Below are 19,303 nucleotides of genomic sequence, written 5' to 3' on the forward strand. Positions count from 1 at the left end.
GATCACTCGGTGCGGGTCAGCCGATGCGGCGGACCGGCACCTGGGTGGCCGTCACGACGGCCGACGGCAGCCCGTAGGCCGTGTAGAGCGGCCCCGGTGCGCCTGCGGCCACGCGGGCCACGAGGTCGACGCCCGCGCGGAGGGTGCCGGACTGCGGCGTCACCCAGACCTGGCTCGGCCCCGCGAGCGGCAGCGAGAGCGTGCTGTCTGCGGGCACTGTCACCGCACGACGCGTGACCGCCCCGGCTGCGCTCACCACCGTGACCGTCGCGGTGGCCGCCGCCCCGGTGGCGGCGAGCGTGAGCCCCCCGTCGAGACCGGGCGGCACCAAGGTGCCGGCGACGGCCGAGATCGGTGGGGTCGAGGTCGTCCACGCGAAGTCGGACTGCGACGTGGCTGCCGCGGCTCGGCGCTGCGTCATCAGGCCGGCGACGACGGGCTGGTCGGCCCGCACCTGGATGGCGTCGCGACCGGCCGGCAGCGCCGAGAGGTCGATGTCGATGACGTGTCGGCCCGGGACGCGCACGACCGCTGATGCGGGCAGCGGGCGCGGCCCGTCGGCTGTGAGCAGGCGGGTCTGCACGACGGCCTCCTGCTCACCCGGCACGGCGATGCGCAGCATCGCCGGCCCGGCGATGGCCGCCGCGGGGATGACCTGCTCGGTGCTGGGGGCGGCACTGGGCACCGCGTCGTCGCTGCCGCGGCCGACGGCCCCGTCGACCCAGCTGTCGGACAGCACCGCGGCGACGGTGCCGCCGGTGGTCGTCACGTGCACGACGGGGGTCGCCTCGGCACCGACGAGCGCGTCGAGCACGAGGGTCGTGCGCCCCCGGGGTGGCACCGCGACGTCGCGCCCGCCCGAGGTCTGCAGCTCACCGTCGGTGCCGAGCACGCTGACGTCGGCGGTGACCGTGTTGGCGCCGGGGTTGACCAGCACGATGCGCTCGCGACGGCTGGTCTCGCCACCGCCGCCCACCAGCCAGAGGTCGGCCCGGGGGGCGAGGCACGGGGTCGCCACGAGAGCGCGCTGGTCACCCGACTCGCTCAGCCACGTCTGCAGGGCCACGGCACCCGGCGCGAGCGAGCCGCTGGCGCTCACCTGCACGGACGTGGCCCCAGAGACCGTCTGACGCACCCCACCGCCGCGGGCGGCCGCGACCGCGGCGGCCTCCGGGGCGGCAGCCGTGTCGTTGCCGGCCGGCGTCAGCTGCAGGCGGCCCGCGCCGGCGCTGGGAGCCACATCGCCGAGGGCCTCACGAGGGGCCGTGGCGGCGTAGACCGTCGTGGTGCCCGACGCCGCCGGGACCTCGGCGACGCCCTCGGTCTCGGGGCCGGGACAGGTCAGGGACGCGGTCGCGACCGGACGCTCCCGCGCGGTGCCGGCCGCGGCGGCGACCGCCACGGGCGCCAGCTGGGCCACACCCGGCACCCGGCTGGCACCGACGACCAGTCCCGCGCCGACGCCCATCACGACCACGGCGCGCACCAGGCCGACCCACCGGTGCGGGCGGTGGGCCACGGGGGTGCCGGGGGCCCGGGCGACGGTCTGATCGGGGGTCTGGTCGGGGGTCACGTCAGGCTCCTCGAGCGACGGGTGCCGAACGGGATGGCGAGGAAGAGCACGACCAGCAGCAGCACGAGCTGACCCATGGACCAGCGCGCGCGGGCCGCGGGCAGGTCGACCACGAGGTGCCCACCGGCGGGGGGCAGGTCGTAGGTGGGGGTGTCGACGCCGCGCAGCGGTGACAGCACCCGGTCGTCCATCCGCACCACGGCGGCGCGTGACCACTCCACCGACTCGGCGACCACGAGGCGCCGTCCGGCCGGTCCTGCGGCGACCGTGGTGTCGACGGCCGCGTGCGGGCCGTCGACGGGCACCGCCAGCAGGGGGTCGCCGGCGGACGTGGTGATCCGCACCCGGGCCGGAGCGACCGGCGCCCGGGGGGCGGACGCCGACCGGCCTGGTGCGGTCGCCGGCTCCTGCGGCTGCACCCGCCACAGGGTCTGACCGTCGGTGGTGCCGAGCCGAGCGAGGCCGGGTGCGGCGTCGAGCGTGCGGGCCAGCGTGCCCGAGGGGTCGGAGCGCAGCGACACGAAGCCGACGCCCACGTCGGCGAGCAACGTGCCCAGACCGGGGCCGGTCACGTCGTCGATGGTGCCGGAGGCCAGGCCCCCGACGACGTCACCGATGCCGGGATCGGTGGCGGCGGCGACAGCCGGACCACCGGCGCTCGTCGGGGCAGGGACGAGGTCGCGCAGCGGGGGGCCGGGCTCGCTGCCGACCACCGAGAAGGTGACGCCGGCGCCGTCGGCGCTGACCACGAGGAGCCTGCTGGCGTCGGGACCCTGCGCCTGCTCGACCGCCACGGCCGGCAGGCCGTCGCTGCCGACGGCCAGGCTCGTGACACCGGTGCGGGCCGCCAGGGCGCCGACGCCGACGACCCCGGTGGCCACGACGACCGCTACCGCGACCGCGACCAGGGCCCGCACGTCGCGGCGGTCGCGCGGGGTGGGCACCACGCGCCAGGCCGTGAGGGTCAGAGCGAGGAGGGCGACGGCATACAGGTCGGTGCCGATGCCGGCCCACGGCGTGACGGCGACCGGTGCGCCCTGGCCATCGAGGGCGGCGCCCACCACGAGCCGGGGGGCGCCGAGCGCAGCGGCCAGACCCACGAGGGCGAGCACGGTCAGGGCGGCCAGCGCCCCGCTGCGCCCGGGGCGGGGCGGGCGGGCCAGCCCGGCGACCGCGACGAGCACCAGCGGAGCGAGCAGGAGGGCGTGGACCACTCCCACCCCACCCTGGGCGAAGCCGAGCGCCACCAGCCACGGGTCGGCCGCAGGGGCCGGGGACAGACCGGGGTCGAGCAGACCGGCACCCGACAGGAGCACGAGGGGGTCGTCGACCACCTGCATCACCCACGGGCCCAGCAGCGCGACGGGCAGGACGGCGAGCACCAGGCCCTTGACCCGGGCGCGGCCCCCGCGTCCGGCCAGGGCCAGGACCAGTCCGGCGAGACTGGCGACGGCGAGGTCGAACGGCACGAGGGTCCCGACGAGGGCGGTCGCGAGGGCGGTGGCGAACACGGAGGTCCACGACCCCCGGCGGGTGGCGGCGGCCGCGAAGCCGGCGACCACCAGCGGCAGCAGCGCGTGGGCCAGGGCCGCCGTGAGCCGGCCACCGGCCACGGCGGCGGTGAGCACCGGGCTCACCCCCCAGGCCAGGGCCAGGAGCCCGCGCAGCCACTGTCGCCGCGTGACGACACGACCGGCGAGGTAGGCGGTGAGGGCCGACAGCGGCATCGCGGCGAGCAGGAGCCAGGCCAGGGTCACCGAGGCCGACGAGCGACCTTGGGCGACATACGGCAGGTGCTCGGTCAGCCAGGTGAGGCCGGCCAGCACGCCGACACCGGGCCCGGCGTCCTGACCCGTGCCGAGACCCGCACCGTGCCACGAGTCGCGCCACAGGTGCCACAGGCCGGACGAGCCCGTCGTGACCGGCAGCAGCTCACCCCCGGTGAGTCCGGACCCGCGAGCGTCGAGCAGGCCGCCCCCGACGGCGTCGCGAAGGCCCACCGCAGCGGCGGCCGCCGACAGCAGCACCGCCAGCGTGCCGGGGTGCGTGGCCAGACGCTGGGGGACGGAGGCGGGCAGGACCGTGAGGTCCTCGGCCTCCTCCGAGACCGGTCCGGTCTCCGTCGCCTCGCTCCCCGTCTGGACGGTGGTCGTCGAGGCCGACCGGCGCGAGCGCTCGAGGGTGACCGCGTCCTGCACGGCGTCCCAGGTGTGGGCCAGCGATGCCCGGGTGCCGACGAAGACGGGGTCGAGGTCGCTGCGGCGCACCCGGCGCGTGCGCCGCCCTCGCCAGCGGGCGCGCAGGCCACTCACCGGGTGCCCGAGGGCGCCGAGGTCACCGAGCTCGAGCCACGCGTGGGCGGGCCGCTTGAGCAGCAGCAGGGCGAGGGCCGACACGACGCTGCTGACCGCCACCCAGACGGCGAGGAAGGGTGCAGCCCACCAGGCGCACTGGGTGAGGGCGACCCGGCGGGCCGCCCGCCGGGCGGCTCCGCGACGAGCCACCAGCCAGCGGGGTGTGCTGGTGGGGACGCCGGTGGTCGTCGCCCGGCCGGTGTCGTCGCCCGCGGGAGGGGGATGGACCAGGTCCTCGTCGGAACGGGTGCGGTCGGCCTCGACGCTCGGGTGCAGGGCGCCACCGGGCATGGCCAGCCGCACCCGGGCCGCGGGGGCGACGACGACGCGGTGGCCCGCGAGCTGGGCTCGCCACCCGAGGTCGAGCCCGGCGCCGGCCTCGCCCAGGTGGGGGTCGAGCCCCTGCAGCTGGGTGAGCACGTCGTTGCGCACGAGCATCCCGGGCAGCGAGACCGCGAGCACGTCGGTGCGCTCGTCGTACTGGCCCTGGTCGGGCTCACCGTGGGCCGGCCGGTCGACGCGACGGCCGCCACGGGTCAGCTGCTGCCCCATCTCGACGAGCCGGCGCGGGTCGTCCCAGTCGAGCAGCTTGGGTCCCACGATGCCCGCCGTACGGGAGCTGCGGGCTCCCCCGAGCAGCGCCTCCAGGGCCCCGGGCAGCGGGGCGCAGGCCGAGGTGAGGAGCCACCACCAGGTGGCGGGACCGGTCTCGGGGTCGGAGAGGACTGCCCCCTCGTTCGTCGACTCGCCGTCGGTGCGGCCCGCGTGGGCCGTGATCGCCCGGACGAAGGCCCCTACGACTCCCTCGCCGGCGGCGCCCTGCCCCATGACCTCGAGGTCTGCGAACGCCGCCTGCAGGACCGGGTCAGCGAGGACGCGGTCCAGCGCGTCGACCGGAGCCGAGGGCGCGGCGACGACGACCAGCCGGTCGGGCCGGCGGTCCTGACCCACGAGCGCGTCGACCGCCGACTCGAGTCGCCCGGGGTCGGCGGCCGTGGCATCGAGCACCAGCACGGCCACGACCCGCGACCCGGCCGGGGGGACCGGGGTGCGTGCGGGTGCGGGCAGCGGCGGAGGAGCGATGGTTGTCACGGGAGACGGGAGCGCGCCGGCGGCGCGCTCAGACCGCGTGCTTCTTGAGCTTGCGGCGCTCGCGCTCCGACAGACCGCCCCAGATGCCGAAGCGCTCGTCGTGCTCGAGGGCATACTCCAGGCACTCGGCCCGCACCTCGCAGCCGACGCAGACCTTCTTCGCCTCGCGGGTCGAGCCGCCCTTCTCCGGGAAGAACGCCTCCGGGTCGGTCTGCGCGCAGAGCGACCTCTCCTGCCAGGTGAGCCCCTCGTCAGTGTCCTGACCCAGCGCGTCCTGCGTGAATGACATGACCGCCGTGAGCGGTGTGGATGGTGATCGTTCTGTGATGAGCATCAGCTCGTGCACGGCAACCTCCTCGACCCTGTTTGTGCCTGCACTTGCACGTAGTGTGACTGTCCTGTTCGACCGGTTATGCCTGATCGGTGCGGGACCTGAGTGAAATTACACGCGTGTCATTGCCCCCCTGTCAAGGCGAGATCTGATATTTGCCAACCACAGAGTCCCCCTGATAACGCCGAGGTCCGCTGCCGGGGCTGGTGGACGCGGCTGACAGACTCGGGGTATGCGCATCACCGCCCTGGCCGGCGGGGTGGGCGGAGCCCGCTTCATCCGCGGCCTGCTCCGCCACCTCGACCGCACCCCCGACCTCGCCGGCAGCACCGTCACGGTCGTCGGCAACACCGGCGACGACATCACGCTCTTCGGGCTACGGGTCTGCCCCGACCTCGACACCGTGCTCTACACGCTGGGCGGCGGCATCCACGAGGGGCAGGGCTGGGGACGAGCCGACGAGACGCACTCCGTGCAGGAGGAGCTCGCGGCCTACGGCGTCGAGCCGCAGTGGTTCGGGCTGGGCGACCGCGACATCGCCACGCACGTCACCCGCTCGCTGTGGCTGGGGCAGGGGCTGACCCTCTCGCAGGTGACGGCTCGGCTGGCGCAGCGGTGGGGGCTGCCCGAGCAGGGGGTCACGCTGCTGCCGATGACCGACACGCCGGTCGAGACCCACGTCGTCGTCGACGACGAGCAGGGGCGACGCGCCGTGCACTTCCAGGAGTGGTGGGTGCGGATGCGGGCTGCCGTGCCCGCCTCGCAGTTCGTCGTCGCGGGCATGGACGCCGCCACGCCCGCCCCGGGCGTGCTCGACGCGATCCGCGACGCCGACCTCGTGCTGCTGCCCCCGAGCAACCCCGTGGTCTCCATCGGCATCATCCTCGGCGTGCCGGGGGTGCGTGACGCCCTGCGCGGGTGCCGGGCGCCCGTCGTCGGGGTCTCCCCCCTCATCTCGGGTGCCCCCGTGCGCGGTCACGCCGACGCCTGCCTCGCAGCCATCGGCGTCGAGTCGACGACGGCCGCGGTGGCCGGCCTCTACGCCGACTTCCTCGACGGCTGGCTGGTCGCGAAGGAGGACGAGGGCACGGTGCCCTCGACCCCGCGGCTGACCGTCGAGGCCAGGCCGCTGCTGATGACCAGCGTCGACGACACCGCCGACATCGCGGCGGCCGCCATCGACCTCGGCGCCCGCCTGTCGTCGACCCGATGACCGCCCTGGTCGTCACCCCGCTGACGGGCATGCCCGAGGTGGCGACCGGCGACGACCTCGCACTGCTGGTGCTCGGGGCCCTGACGGCCAACGGCCTCGCGCTGCAGGACGGTGACGTGCTCGTGGTGTCGAGCAAGGTCGCCTCCAAGGCGATGGGCCTGAGCGTGCCCAGCGGCTCGGGTGACGCCGACGGGGCCAGGGAGGCGCTCGTCGCCGCGGAGAGCGAGTGGGTCGTCGCCGAGCGCCGCACCGCGGGCCGCACGACCCAGGTCGTCAAGGCGCGGTCGGGTCCCGTGATGGCGGCCGCCGGGGTCGACGCGTCCAACACGGGTGGGCTCGACCTGCTGCTCGTGCTCCCCCACGACCCCGATGCGGTGTGCCGCGACCTGCACGCGGCGCTCGTGAACGCGAGCGGGGTGCGTCGGCTCGGGGTGGTGCTCAGCGACACCGCGGGACGGGCCTGGCGGGTGGGACAGACCGACTTCGCGCTCGGAGCCCACGGCCTCGTCGTGGCCGACGACCTGCGCGGCGGCACCGACGCCGACGGGCGGCCGCTCGAGGTCACGAGCCGGGCGGTCGCCGACGAGGTCGCGTCCGCGGCAGACCTGGTCAAGGGCAAGACGTATGCCGTGCCGGTCGCCCACGTGCGCGGGCTGGTGGCGTCGCTGGTGCCGGATCCGGACCAGGGGCAGGACGGGGCCGGTGGTGAGGGTACGGCGGCTGGGACGGCAGCCGGTGCAGGCTCGCTGGTGCGCACCGGGCCGAGCGACTGGTTCGGTCTCGGCCGGGCCGAGGCCGTGCGGGCTGCACTGGGGGTGACCCCCGGCAGCCCAGAGGCGGCGATGGTCGGCATCGCCTCCGCGCTGCCCGAGGACGTCGGCACGCGGGTCGGCCGGGCGGTGGCCGTGGCCCTGATGGCGTCGGCCGACGCCGGCGTCGACGTCGGGCAGGTCTCCGCGTCGTCGGCCCTCCCCACAGGCTCGGTCACCTACCGCGTCATCGTCTCGCACCACGACCCGGTCGAGCTGGGCCTGGTCGTCGGCCGCCTGCTCGTGGCCCTCCACGGCGAGTGGCTGCACGGCGAGCTGGGGGCACGGGCCGAGGGCAGCCTGACCCTCGAGGTCGTCGACCGCCAGGGGTGAGGGACGCGCACGCGGGCAGACGCCCGCTCATGCGCGGCGCGCCCCCGGGGCACGCGGCAGGTGGGTGCGCGGCGCCATCCGGGGGCCGTGGCGGGGGCGGAAGGCCCCGGCGAGCTCGAGCAGGCGCTGCACGCGGTAGCGGTGGCCGGCATAGGGCTCGAGCAGCTCGGCGAGCCCCGCGTCGTCGACCTCGCTGCCGGTGAGGGCCCAGCCGATGTTCTTCGCGACGTGGTAGTCACCGAAGCTCACCGCGTCGGGGTCGCCGAGCGCCCGTTGCGCGACCTCGGCCGCCGTCCAGACGCCGACGCCCGACACGACCCGCAGCCTCGCGCGCGCCTGCTCGGGCGGCAGGCCCACCGACTGCTCGAGCCGACCGGCCACCCGGAGCGCCGCCATGACGGTGCGTGAGCGCTGGTGGTCGACCGAGGCCTGCAGCCACTCCCACGAGGGAATGGCCAGCCACTGCCCGACGGTGGGGGGCACGCGCAGGCCGTGGGCGGCATACGGGCCGGGGGCGGGGGCGCCGTGCCGCGTCACCAGGGCGCGGTAGCCGCCGAACGCCTCCTTGCCCGTGACCTTCTGCTCGATGACGGCCGGCACGAGGGCGTCGACCACCAGCCCGCTGCGCGGCACCCGCCAGTGCTGGTGCCGGCGCCAGGCCTCGGCGACCAGCGGGTGGTGGGCCACGAAGCCCTCGACGTCGTCGTCGTCACCGAGCAGGGTCGGCAGCTGGTCGAGCGACCACTGAGCGCCGGGACCCCACGCCCGCCCCTCGACGAGTCCGAGCGGCGCCCGCGCCCGCAGCGCCAGCGTGGCCGGCCCCTGCGGCGTCTGGAAGGCGCGCACGAGCCCTCCGGCGCCCAGGACGCACGTGGGGTCGCCGGCCCCTCGTCGGAAGGTGCCCACCAGCTGGCCCAGCGCGACCGCCCGCGGCGAGACCCAGTCACGGGTCAGCTCCGGCGCGACCGGCGCGACCGGCGCGAGCGGCGCGACCGGCGTGACCGGCGGCTCCGCAGCCGAGGGCGGCGCGGGTCGGTGTGGCGTCACCACGCCAGTCTGCCCCGCCCCACCGACAGCGGTCCCCCGATCCGGCTCCCGATCCGGCACAGCGACCCGCCGCAGCGGCCGGGTTCAGCGGCCGGGTTCAGCGGCCGGGTTCAGCGGCCGGGTTCAGCGGCGGGTTCAGCGACCGGGCTGGACCGGGGCCGCACCCGAGGCCATCGGGTCGTCGTGCTCGTCGGTGTGCTCGTCGGTCAGCAGCCGGTGCCGCCGCCCGTAGCCCCAGCCGAGGCCCGCCACCGCCAGGTCGACCACCGTGACGACGAACCGCGACAGGATGGCCACCGCCACCGCCCCGCCCGCCGGCAGCCACGGCCCTAGCAGCAGCGTCAGCAGACCCTCGCGCGCACCGAGCCCGGCGGGCAGCACGACCGCGACCATGCCGGCGACACCCGCGAGCGCGTAGCCGGTCAGCGCGGCCGTTGCTCCGCCCCGCAGGCCGACAGCCCGCGCCAGGACCAGCGTGTGCAGACCGAAGCACAGCCAGCTGGCGGCGTAGCACCCGAGGGTGAGCAGCACCGCCCGTGCCGACAGCTCGTGCTCGAGGGGCTCGCGGCGCAGCAGACGCAGACCCACGGCGACCAGCCGGCCCAGGACGGGCGGCCAACAGACCCCGAGCAGGAGGACGGCCACGACCCCGAGCACGATCTCGAGACCGAGTCCGGACCCGCGTACGAGGTAGGGCACGGCGGGCACGGCCACGAGCAGCCCGGTGAGCACGGACATGCCGAGCGCCACCAGCCCGGCGACCCCGGTGCGGCGGCGGGGCACCCCGAGCCGCGCGGCCATGTCGGCCTGGGCGACGACGGTCCACACCGAGCCGGGGAGGTACTTGCCCAGCTGGCCGACGAAGAAGATGCTCGCCGCCGGCGCGGGGTGCAGCGGCGACCCGAGGTCAGCCAGGAGCACCCGCCAGCCCACCATGGTCAGCCCGGTGCCCGCGGCGGCCAACCCGGTGGCCAGCACCACCGAGAGCGCGTCGACCCGCCGCAGGGCGACGACGATCTCGTCGCGGCTGCGCACGACCCCCCAGACCACCACCGCGAGCACGACGACGGCGATGACGACCCGGGCAACGGCGACGACGCGGGCCCGACGACCCTCAGGCACGACGAAGAACCAGCCGCGCCAACCCGTATGCCGTGTCGTCCGCTCCCGCGGTCGTCCTCGCCGCCGACGCGGCGGTGGACAGTCGTGCGGTGAGATCTCCGTCGAGGTCTCCGACGAGGGCGAGGCCGCAGGCGTGGGCCCGCGCCACGACCCCACGCAGGTCGGCCGGGGTCAGCGCGCCCGCCACCCCCGCGCGAGCCAGCGGCACCGTGACCACGAGGATCCCGCCCCGGCGCAGGGCCCACGCGGCCTGACCCACGGCCTCGTCGACGTCGTCGGCGTCGCAGCCGTCCGGGTGGATCCGCACGACGGCATCGAGCGACGCCAGGTCGAGGTCGAGGTCGGCCAGTGGGGCGTCGGGGTCCGTCAGCCCCAGCGCGACCGGCGCGAACCCGGCCGCGGCCGCCCACCGACCGAACGGCGACGTGGCGCTCGTGTCGTCTCCGGTGTCGTCGCTCGTGCCCTCGCCCGGAGCGCCGCTCCTGGCGCTCTCGTGCACGATGACCGCAGAGCGCCGTCCGTCGTCGACGAGGCGAACCACCGCCACCAGGGCGCCGAGCGCCGCCCAGGCGCTGGTGGTGTCGGCGACCGTGGGCAGGCCGAGGCCGACGGCCACCCCCCGGGCGTCGTCCGCGTCGAGAGGGTCGAGCAGGACGTCGGTCGGCACGACCCAGTCAGGCAGGTCGAGACGGGCCAGGGCCACGACCGGGCGCGCGGCCACCCTCCCGGCCCGGGCGAGCCGGACGCGGGCGACGACCGCGGCGCCCATCGCACGGGCGGTGGCCCGGGCAGTGCCCGAGGCACCCGACACCCCCCTACCCCGGCGCGGGTGCCCCCCGGTCAGGCTCGCGGAGGATGACGGCTCGTCGGCGCCCTCGAGCGGCTCGACCGGAGGCAGGGGGGCAGCGAGGGTCTCGATGGCACCGACGTAGCGCGCCCAGTCGGCCGGCAGCACCGGCCAGTCGGCCGGGTCAGCTCCGGTGTCGCTCGACTGGGCGCCGGTGCCACCGACTCCACGCCCGGGGCGCCGCCAGCTCGACACCGGGCCCGAGCGACCCGCGGCGACCCCGACGCCGACGGGCGCGGAACGGCCGGGGGAGAACAGGTCGGCCGGAGCCGAGGGCGACGTCCCGCCGGGCAGCGGCACCATACAGACCCGACGGGCCCCGAGCGCCGTTGCGGCGAAAGCCTGCTCGTGGTCGTGGACCAAGGCGGCGTCGCACCGGCGCACGAGCGACTCGGTCAGGCGACGAGCTGCTCCGTGGGACGAGCGCGTGAGGGGCTCACCGGCCACCAGCACCAGCGCCGCCGACCCGGGCCCGTCCCCGTCAGACCCGAGCAGTGCGCCCAGCCCCCGCACGAGCGCGAGCTGGCCGGGCACCGAGGAGGCGCCGGCGTGCACGAGCAGGATCGCGTCGGCCTCGCGCAGCCGCCGCAGGGTGCGCGCCCAGGTGGCACCCCGTGCGCCCCGGGCACCGGGTGGGCCCGAGGCGAGGTGCCGGCTCGCGGGCGAGACCACGGTGACCTCGTGGCCGGCATCACGCAGGGTCGCGACGAGCCTCCGGGCGTGGGCCGCGGCCGCACCCCCCCGGGACTGCGAGGGGCTCGCGACGACGACCCGCAGCAAGGCCGAGGAGACGAGATCACCGCCGGTCGATCGCATGGCCGGAGCCTAACCCCGCCACCTGCGAAGGCCGGTCCCCAGCTGCTGCGACCCGCCGGGCCGCGCCCCACGGTCAGGCCCCCTACGCTCGCAGGGTGCCACCCTCTCCCCCCGCTCTCCTGCCGCCCGGTCTCCTGGCCGCGATGCTGCGCTCCGACAGCACCCGTCCGCGCCTGACGTGCTACGACGACGGGCCCGGGCCGAGCGCCGGGGAGCGCGTCGAGCTCTCGGCGCGGGTCCTCGGCAACTGGGTCGCGAAGGCCGGCAACTGCCTGCAGGACGAGCTCGACGCGGGGCGTGGGACACGTGTGCTGCTGGCCCTCCCGACGCACTGGCGTGCGTTCTACTGGGCTCTCGCCGTATGGAGCGTCGGTGCCACGGTGCGCCTTGCCCCGAGTGGCGAAGCGCTCCCTCTCGCTGCCGACTGCGACGTGGTGGTCTCCGACGAGGTCTCCGTCGTCGCCGCGGCGCAGGGGCCCTCGGTGCTGGTGTCCCTGCCGATGCTGTCCCGCAGCCACCCCGACACGCCGACGGGCGCGGTGGACGAGGCCCGCGAGCTGGCCACCTACGGCGACGTCTTCGACCCGTGGGACGCAGCCGAGCCCGACGACGCCGGCCTGCTCGTCCGTGACGTGAGCACCCCCCACGGGGGGTTGGTCACGGCTGCACCGCAGTGGGGGTCACGCCCCCGGGTCCTGCTCGACGGTCCCCTGTCGCAGGTGCTGCCCCTCGCGCTCTCGGCCTGGGCGGCGGAGGGATCCGTGGTGCTGCTGCGCGGTGGCGCTGCCGACCAGACCGCCCGCAGCACCTCCGAGGGAGTGACCGTCGACGCACGGTCGTGACCGACCCCCACCACTGCGTCCGCGTCGCGGAGGGTTCTTGCCCACCACGACGCGGACGCAGGGGTCAGGTCAGGTCGACCGTGAAGTCGGGCCCGGTCTTGGCGCGCACCTGCGCCTCGTCGACCCCCGGGGCCAGCTCGCGCAGCACCAGGCCGTCAGGGGTGACGTCGAGCACCGCGAGGTCGGTGATGATCCGGTGGACCACCCGGCGGCCCGTGTAGGGCAGGGTGCACTCGTCGAGGATCTTGTGCGACCCGTCGCGGGCGACGTGCTCCATCAGGACGATCACGTGACGGGCCCCGTGGACCAGGTCCATCGCGCCGCCCATCCCCTTCACCATCTTCCCAGGAATCATCCAGTTGGCGATGTCACCGGCGGAGGAGACCTGCATGGCACCGAGGATGGCCGCGTCGACCTTGCCGCTGCGGATCATCCCGAACGACGTCGTGGAGTCGAAGACGGAGGCCCCCCGGCGCAGGGTGACCGTCTCCTTGCCGGCGTTGACCAGGTCGGGGTCGACATCGGCGTCGGCGGGGTAGGCCCCGACCCCGAGCAGGCCGTTCTCCGACTGGAGCACGATCTCGACGTCGTCGGGCACGTAGTTGGGCACCAGGGTGGGCAGCCCGATCCCCAGGTTGACGTAGTCGCCGTCGTGCAGCTCGGCGGCCGCTCGGGCGGCCATCTGCTCTCGTGTGAGCGCCATGACTCAGACCTCCTGTCCGACACCGGCGGGCGCCGCCGTCACGGTGCGCTTCTCGATGCGCTTGTCCTGGGCCTGCTCCGGTGTCAGCTCGAGCACGCGCTGCACGTAGATGCCGGGCAGGTGCACGTCGTCCGGGGCGATCTCGCCCGGCTCGACGAGGTGCTCGACCTCGGCGACGGTCAGTCGCCCGGCCATCGCCGCTGGCGGGTTGAAGTTGCGGGCCGAGCTGTGGAAGACGAGGTTGCCGTGCCGATCGCCCTTCCAGGCGCGGACCAGGGCGTAGTCGGCGACGATCGCGTGCTCGAGGACGACGGTGCGGCTCTGGCCCATCCACATCACCTCGCGGGTCTCCTTGGGGGGTGACGCGATCGCGACCGATCCGTCCGCGGCATACCGCCAGGGCATGCCGCCCTCGGCCACCTGGGTGCCGGCGCCGGTCGGGGTGAAGAAGGCCGGGATGCCGGAGCCGCCCGCACGCAGCCGCTCGGCGAGCGTGCCCTGGGGGCACAGCTCGACCTCCAGCTCACCGTTGAGGTACTGGCGCTCGAACTCCTTGTTCTCCCCGACGTAGGAGGCGACCATCCGGCGGATCCGCTTGGCGCGCAGCAGGATCCCCAGGCCCCAGTCGTCGACGCCGCAGTTGTTGGAGAAGACGTCGAGGTCGGTCACCCCCGAGTCGAGCACACCCGCGATGAGCACGCTGGGCACGCCGCACAGGCCGAAGCCGCCGACGGAGAGCGAGGAGCCGTCGGTGAGCCCGTCGAGGGCGGCCGCGGCATCGGGAACGACTTTGTCCATGACGGCGACTCTAGCGGGGCCGGCGCGGCGCGCCGTCAGGGCGCGGGGCGGCGCAGACTCACCGCTGGGCATGGCACCATGGCGGGGTTGCCCACCCGTCGCCGACGAAGGAACCCGATCGCCCGTGAGCAGCCGCGACCGTGGCCACGACGAGGCTCGCCCCATCCCCCAGCAGCGGGAGTGGGACGACGACCTCGTTGCCGAGGTGCCCCGACGCGGGGCCGACGAGCCTTTCGTCGTCGACACCCGGCGACCGGGCCGGCCCGCGGACGCGCCCCGTCGTCCTGACCCCCGTCGTGCCGTGCGACGGGCACCGGCGGGGACCCTCTACCCCGAGGACGCCGGCTACGACCGGGGAGACGCCGACCCCCGCCCCCCGCGCGCCGCCCGCCCCACCCGCGCCACCCGGCCCGATCCCCGCGCGGCACCCACGGGCCCGCCCCCCAGCCAGCCCCCCGCGCCACGCGGGCCGTCCCGACGTCGTCGCCGGACCCGGGCGCTCGTCATGCTCGTGCTGCTCCTGCTCGTCGCCTGGGTCGCCTTCATGGTGTGGGTGCCCTTCACCGCCTGGGGCCACGTCACCCGCGCCGACGACACCCCCGCCGGTGACCGACCGGCAGACACCGCCGGCTACAACTACCTGCTCGTCGGGTCGGACGGCCGCGGGGGCCTGAGCGCCGAGCAGGTCAAGGCGCTCAACGCCGGCGGAGCCGTCGAGGGGCAGCGCACCGACTCGATCATCCTGGTGCACGTGCCGCAGGACGGCGGGAAGTCGGCGCTCATCTCGATCCCCCGCGACTCCTACGTGCCGATCCCCGGCTACCGCAGCAACAAGATCAACGCGGCCTACGCGTTCGGCGGCCCGAAGCTGCTCGAGCAGACCATCGAGCAGGTCACGGGTATCCACCTCGACGGGTATGTCGAGATCGGCTTCGGTGGCTTCGCGGGCGTGGTCGACAGCCTCGGGGGGGTCGACGTGTGCGTGCCGTTCGACATGAAAGACAAGGACGCCGCGATCAACCTCAAGAAGGGCTGCCAGACCCTCGACGGCGCCACCGCGCTCGGCTACGTGCGCGCCCGCAAGTCCGACCCCCGCGGAGACATCGGCCGGGCCGAGCGCCAGCGCCAGTTCCTTGGCGCCATCATGAAGAAGGCCGTCACGCCCTCGACCGTGCTGATCCCGTGGCGCTACAAGGGTTTTGCCGACGCGGCAGCCTCCGGTCTCGTCGTGGGCAAGGACACCCAGCTCACCGACGCCGTACGCGTGCTGCAGGCGCTGCGCGGGGTCGACGGCGGGGACACGCTGTCCCTCGTCGTGCCCGTCGCCGACCCCGGCTACCAGACCCCCAACGCCGGGCTGGCGGTCAAGTGGGACACCCCCCGGGCCCTCGCCCTCTTCACGATGCTCAAGAACGACAAGCCCCTCACCGTCGCGCCCGCGGGGACCACGGGTCGGTAGCGGGCCCCTCGGGGTGCGCGGGTACGGCAGGGCAGCTTCGAGCCTACGAGGTCCACGCCCGCCAGAGCGCGGCATACTCGCCGTCCTGGGCCACGAGCTCGTCGTGGCTGCCCAGCTCGGCGACCGCACCGTCGATGACCACCGCGATGCGGTCGGCGTCGTGGGCCGTGTGGAGCCGGTGGGCGATCGCCACGACCGTGCGGTCGACCAGCAGGGCGTTGACCGACCCCTCGAGCTGGCGGGCCGTGCGAGGGTCGATGAGCGAGGTCGCCTCGTCGAGCACGATGGTGTGGGGGTCGGCGAGCACCAGCCGGGCGAGCGCCACCTGCTGCGCCCGGGCCGGCGTCAGCTCCAGCCCGCCGGAGCCGAGCCTGGTCGCCAGCCCGCCAGCGAGGCCGTCGACCCAGGTCGAGGCGCCCACCGCCCGCAGCGCCGCGGAGATCTGCGCGTCATCGCTGTCGCCGCGGGCGAGGGCGACGTTGTCGCGCAGCGTGCCGATGAAGACGTGGTGCTCCTGCGTGACGAGGGCGACCTCGGCCCGCAGGGTGTCGAGCGGCAGCGCCGTGAGCTCGACACCGCCCACGGTGACCGACCCGGTGCGGGGCCCGTGGATGCCGGCGAGCAGCCGCCCCAGCGTCGACTTGCCCGACCCGCTGGGCCCCACGACGGCGAGCCGCTCACCGGGCCGCAGCGCGAGGTCGATGCCGTGGAGCACGTCGACCCCGGGGCGGTAGGCGTAGCGCAGGTCCTCGCCGACGAGGTGGGCACCCTCGGGGCGGTCGGGTCCCTCGACCCGGTCGGGTGGCACCGTGGCGATGCCGAGCAGCCTGGTGGTCGAGGCCACCCCGACCTGGACCCGGTCGACGGTGTGCACCAGCAGGTCGAAGGGACCCCACAGCGCCTCGACGTAGAGGACGGCTGTCGTGACCTGCCCGATGGTGACCCACCCTGCGGGCACCCCTGCCGCACCGATCACGAGCACCAGCACCCGGGGCAGGCTGAAGGCGAGGTCCATGACGGCGAACATCAGGTTGCGCAGGGTTCATGGTGTAGCGCTCGGCCTGGGAGGACACGGCGATGTCGTCCTCACCGCGACGCAGGCGGGCACCCTGCAGCCCCAGCGCCTCGACCGTCCGGGCGCCCTCGACCGTCTCGGTGAGGGTGGAGTTGATCCGTGAGTAGGTGCCTCCCTCGGTGAGGTAGCCCCGTGGAGCCCGCACGAGGTAGCGCCGGATCGAGACGAGCGACAACGACATCAGGACGAGGGACGGCAGGGACAGCAGCCACGAGCTGGTGACCATGGCGACGAGCGTGAGCACGACGGTGGTGCCCGCGACCACGGTCTGGGGCAGGGCCCAGCGCACGCTGTCGCTCATCGTGCCCACGTCGCGGGTGACCCGCGTGACGAGGTCACCCGACGACGCGGCCTCCACCCGCGACAGCGGCAGCCGCAGGATCGCCCGCACGACGTGTTCGCGGGCGGCGGCGAGGAGCCCCTGACCGAGCACGCCGCTGAAGCCGGTCGCGAGCAGGGTGAGGACCGACTGCGCCACGACGAGGGCCGCGACGACCACGGCCGTCGAGGTGGCGGCCGTCAGGGTGGCCTCGCCGGTGCCGTCGCGCAGACCCGACACCGTGGTGTCGACGAGGGCTCCGAGCAGGCGGGGCACCAGCAGCGCACACACCGCGGCCAGCCCGTTGCCGAGCAGGACCAGCGCCACCGCACCGCGCCGGTCGCGCAGCAGCCCCCCGAGGAAGGCGATGACGGCGCGGGCGGGCGCGACGGGCAGCCCCTTGCGGGGGTTCATCGAGTCGGCCACGAAGTCACGGGCCCGGCGCTCGCGCAGGGCGTGCCGGGCCCGCAGCGCCTCGACGCGCTCGGAAGCGGAGGCGTCCTGCGGCGGCTCCAGCTGCGGGGGGACGGCGGGCGCCACGGGCCCGGTGTCCCAGGTGCGCAGGGACTCGGCGGCCAGGTCGGGAGGCAGCGGCGACCGGGCCGTCACGACGACACCTCCACGCGGTGACGAGGCGAGGGTCCGTCCGGGACGTCGTCGCCGCGCACGACGACCGAGCGGTAGTCGGAGCTGCTCGCCATGAGGTCGTCGTGGGTGCCCCGGTGACGCACGGCCCCGCTCTCGTCGAGCAGGACGACGTCGTCCGCGTGGTGCAGGAGCAGCGGCGACGCCGTCATCACCACGGTGGTGCGACCGAGGCGGTGGGCTCCGAGCCGTGTCGCGATGCGGGCCTCGGTGTGGGCGTCCACCGCCGAGGTGGGCTCCACGAGCACGAGCACGTCGGGGTCGGCGGCGAGCGCCCGGGCCAGCACCAGCCTTTGGCGCTGGCCACCCGACAGCCCTCGCCCGCGCTCGTCGATCTCGCCCTGCCACCCGCCGGGCAGGGCGCTGAAGAGATCCTCGGCCGCGGCGGTGTGCAGGGCATGCTCGGCCTGCTCGCGGGTGAGCCGACCGTGCGGGTCCACTGCCTCGCGCAGCGTGCCGGCGAAGGTGTGGGGGGACGCGTCGCTGACCAGCACGTGGCGTCGGACGTCGGCGAGCCGGACCTGCGAGAGGTCGACGCCGCCGATGCTCACCCCCCAGTGACCGCGGGCCTGGGCCTCGTCCCGCCGCACCTGCTCGGCGCGGGCGGTGTCTCGGCGACGTCGCTCGTCGCGGGCCGCTCGACGTGACAGCCCCTCGGGCACGTCGTGGGTGACCCGCGCGTCGACGTCGCGGACGAGGTAGCGGCCGACCCGGTCGGCCAGGGCCGCGGAGACGTCCGGGTCGGCACAGACCACCATCGTCAGGCGCCCGGGGGCGATGACGAGCCCCGAGGTCTCGTCGGCGAGCTCGCCGCCGACGGGCAGCTCGCGCGGCGCGGCCGGCTCCTGCCAGGGCGTCTCCTGGCCGAGGACCACGACCGCCTTGCGGGCCGACACCATCGTGCGCGTCCACTTCTGGGCGAACTCGACGAAGGTGCGCATCGGCTGGATGAGGAAGAGCCCGTAGCCGAGAAAGCTCACGAGCTGGCCCACGCTCAGCCGGCCCGCCACGACCTCGCGGGTGCCGAGCACCATCAGGGCGACCACGAACCCGCCCGAGAGGAGCACCCCGACGGCGTCGACGGCGGCCTGCCACCAGCCGGCGGCGACGCCGGCCCGTCGTACGGACTGGGACTGCTGGGCGTAGCCGTCGCCGAAGGTGTCCTCGCCGCCGATGCCGCGCAGGATCCGCAGGCCCGCGACGATGTCGGTCGCCTGCGAGGTCAGGTCGGAGGAGCGGGTGCGCTCGACCTGCTGCCAGCGCTGCATCGGCCGCAGCAGCGGGGCGCCGAGCAGCACGAGCAGGGGCGCCGCCAGCAGCACCAGCAGGCCCAGCCGCACCGAGGTCGCCAGCACGATGCCCGCGACGGCGAGGTAGGCCACGAGCTGGCTGAACGCCCGCGAGCTGACCTCGAAGAAGGCCCCGAACTGGTCGCTGTCGCTGCCCGAGACCGAGAGCACCTCGCCCGTAGGCGTGCGCCGGGACGAGACGTGACCGAGCTGGAGGGTCTTGCGGGTGACGAGCAGGGTCGTGCCGTAGAGCGCCACGAGCCACTGCCGCACGATGAGGGTGTGGTAGACCACGCCGCTCGCCGCGCCGACGACGGTCACCGCGGCGAGGACGACGACCCATCGGGTGGCACCGCCGGGGTCACCCGCCGCGATGCCGGAGTCGATGGCCTTGCCGACCAGCCAGGGACCGAGCGCCTGCGGCACCATCCAGACCAGCGCGACACCCAGTCCGACGATGAAGAGGCGGCCCTGCAGGCCGGCCATCCACACCAGGAACGCCCCTGGGCTGCGCGTCGCGGGGGTATCAGGAGCGGGCTCTGCCGAGGGTTCTGCCGAGGGGTTGGCAGAAGGGTCGAGGTAGGCCCGGACGACGGGCGGAAAGTCCTGCATGGCTACACCACTGTAGGAGTGCCC

At 75.3% G+C, this 19,303-nt stretch carries 15 protein-coding genes; 4 read left to right on the forward strand and 11 right to left on the reverse strand.

All coding sequences use genetic code 11. The features are described 5' to 3' along the window. Positions 1-16: 16 nt before the first annotated feature. From V3N99_04575 to V3N99_04585, 3 genes are read right to left on the reverse strand one after another with little or no spacing between them, the layout of a single operon-like run. Positions 17-1,573 carry a DUF5719 family protein gene (locus V3N99_04575; protein ID MEO3936018.1) on the reverse strand — a complete coding sequence of 519 codons (1,557 nt, stop codon included), beginning with the start codon at positions 1,571-1,573 and terminating at the stop codon, positions 17-19. Beyond that, positions 1,570-5,019 carry a glycosyltransferase gene (locus V3N99_04580; GenBank protein MEO3936019.1) on the reverse strand — a complete coding sequence of 1,150 codons (3,450 nt, stop codon included), beginning with the start codon at positions 5,017-5,019 and terminating at the stop codon, positions 1,570-1,572. Before V3N99_04580 ends, V3N99_04575 begins: the two co-directional genes overlap by 4 nt. 28 nt (positions 5,020-5,047) lie before the next feature. Then, the gene (locus V3N99_04585) at positions 5,048-5,308 is read right to left on the reverse strand and encodes a WhiB family transcriptional regulator (GenBank protein MEO3936020.1); all 261 of its coding nucleotides are present in this window, start codon (positions 5,306-5,308) and stop codon (positions 5,048-5,050) included. A gap of 274 nt (positions 5,309-5,582) precedes the next feature. On the opposite strand from V3N99_04585, the gene cofD reads away from it, so the two are divergent. Both cofD and V3N99_04595 read left to right on the forward strand, forming a co-directional pair. Then, positions 5,583-6,563, forward strand: a complete 981-nt coding sequence (gene cofD, locus V3N99_04590; GenBank protein MEO3936021.1) for a 2-phospho-L-lactate transferase — start codon at positions 5,583-5,585, stop codon at positions 6,561-6,563. Beyond that, positions 6,560-7,705, forward strand: coding sequence for a coenzyme F420-0:L-glutamate ligase (locus V3N99_04595; protein ID MEO3936022.1), 1,146 nt, complete (start codon positions 6,560-6,562; stop codon positions 7,703-7,705). The genes cofD and V3N99_04595 overlap by 4 nt, the downstream gene beginning before the upstream one ends. 27 nt (positions 7,706-7,732) lie before the next feature. Here the strand turns inward: V3N99_04595 and V3N99_04600 are convergent, their stop codons facing one another. The 3 genes from V3N99_04600 to V3N99_04610 all read right to left on the reverse strand — a co-directional run bounded on the left by V3N99_04600 (position 7,733) and on the right by V3N99_04610 (position 11,537). Continuing rightward, a complete protein-coding gene (locus tag V3N99_04600) occupies positions 7,733-8,659 on the reverse strand; it encodes a DNA-3-methyladenine glycosylase 2 family protein (protein MEO3936023.1) in 927 nt (308 codons plus the stop codon). A 228-nt stretch (positions 8,660-8,887) separates the two neighbouring features. After that, on the reverse strand, positions 8,888-9,874 hold the full coding sequence (locus V3N99_04605; protein MEO3936024.1) for a lysylphosphatidylglycerol synthase domain-containing protein: 987 nt from the start codon (positions 9,872-9,874) through the stop codon (positions 8,888-8,890). After that, on the reverse strand, positions 9,867-11,537 hold the full coding sequence (locus V3N99_04610; protein ID MEO3936025.1) for a hypothetical protein: 1,671 nt from the start codon (positions 11,535-11,537) through the stop codon (positions 9,867-9,869). Before V3N99_04610 ends, V3N99_04605 begins: the two co-directional genes overlap by 8 nt. Positions 11,538-11,632: 95 nt before the next feature. Between V3N99_04610 and V3N99_04615 the strand changes: the two genes are divergently transcribed. Then, a complete protein-coding gene (locus V3N99_04615; GenBank protein MEO3936026.1) occupies positions 11,633-12,379 on the forward strand; it encodes a TIGR03089 family protein in 747 nt (248 codons plus the stop codon). Between the two features lie 64 nt (positions 12,380-12,443). On the opposite strand, the gene V3N99_04620 is transcribed toward V3N99_04615, so the two are convergent. Both V3N99_04620 and V3N99_04625 read right to left on the reverse strand, forming a co-directional pair. Next, entirely contained in the window at positions 12,444-13,082 is a 639-nt protein-coding gene (locus V3N99_04620; GenBank protein MEO3936027.1) for a CoA transferase subunit B, read from the reverse strand. A 3-nt stretch (positions 13,083-13,085) separates the two neighbouring features. Then, entirely contained in the window at positions 13,086-13,880 is a 795-nt protein-coding gene (locus V3N99_04625; protein MEO3936028.1) for a CoA transferase subunit A, read from the reverse strand. A gap of 124 nt (positions 13,881-14,004) precedes the next feature. On the opposite strand from V3N99_04625, the gene V3N99_04630 reads away from it, so the two are divergent. Then, entirely contained in the window at positions 14,005-15,339 is a 1,335-nt protein-coding gene (locus V3N99_04630) for an LCP family protein (GenBank protein ID MEO3936029.1), read from the forward strand. 43 nt (positions 15,340-15,382) lie between these two features. On the opposite strand, the gene V3N99_04635 is transcribed toward V3N99_04630, so the two are convergent. From V3N99_04635 to V3N99_04645, 3 genes are read right to left on the reverse strand one after another with little or no spacing between them, the layout of a single operon-like run. Further along, positions 15,383-16,054 carry an ABC transporter ATP-binding protein gene (locus V3N99_04635; protein MEO3936030.1) on the reverse strand — a complete coding sequence of 224 codons (672 nt, stop codon included), beginning with the start codon at positions 16,052-16,054 and terminating at the stop codon, positions 15,383-15,385. Beyond that, complete coding sequence (locus V3N99_04640) at positions 16,017-17,342, reverse strand: ABC transporter transmembrane domain-containing protein (GenBank protein ID MEO3936031.1); 1,326 nt, start codon at positions 17,340-17,342, stop codon at positions 16,017-16,019. Before V3N99_04640 ends, V3N99_04635 begins: the two co-directional genes overlap by 38 nt. After that, positions 17,339-19,279, reverse strand: coding sequence for an ABC transporter ATP-binding protein (locus V3N99_04645; GenBank protein MEO3936032.1), 1,941 nt, complete (start codon positions 19,277-19,279; stop codon positions 17,339-17,341). The genes V3N99_04640 and V3N99_04645 overlap by 4 nt, the downstream gene beginning before the upstream one ends. Positions 19,280-19,303 lie beyond the last annotated feature (24 nt).

This window comes from Dermatophilaceae bacterium Soc4.6 (assembly GCA_039889245.1).
Classification (GTDB): Bacteria; Actinomycetota; Actinomycetes; order Actinomycetales; family Dermatophilaceae; genus Lapillicoccus.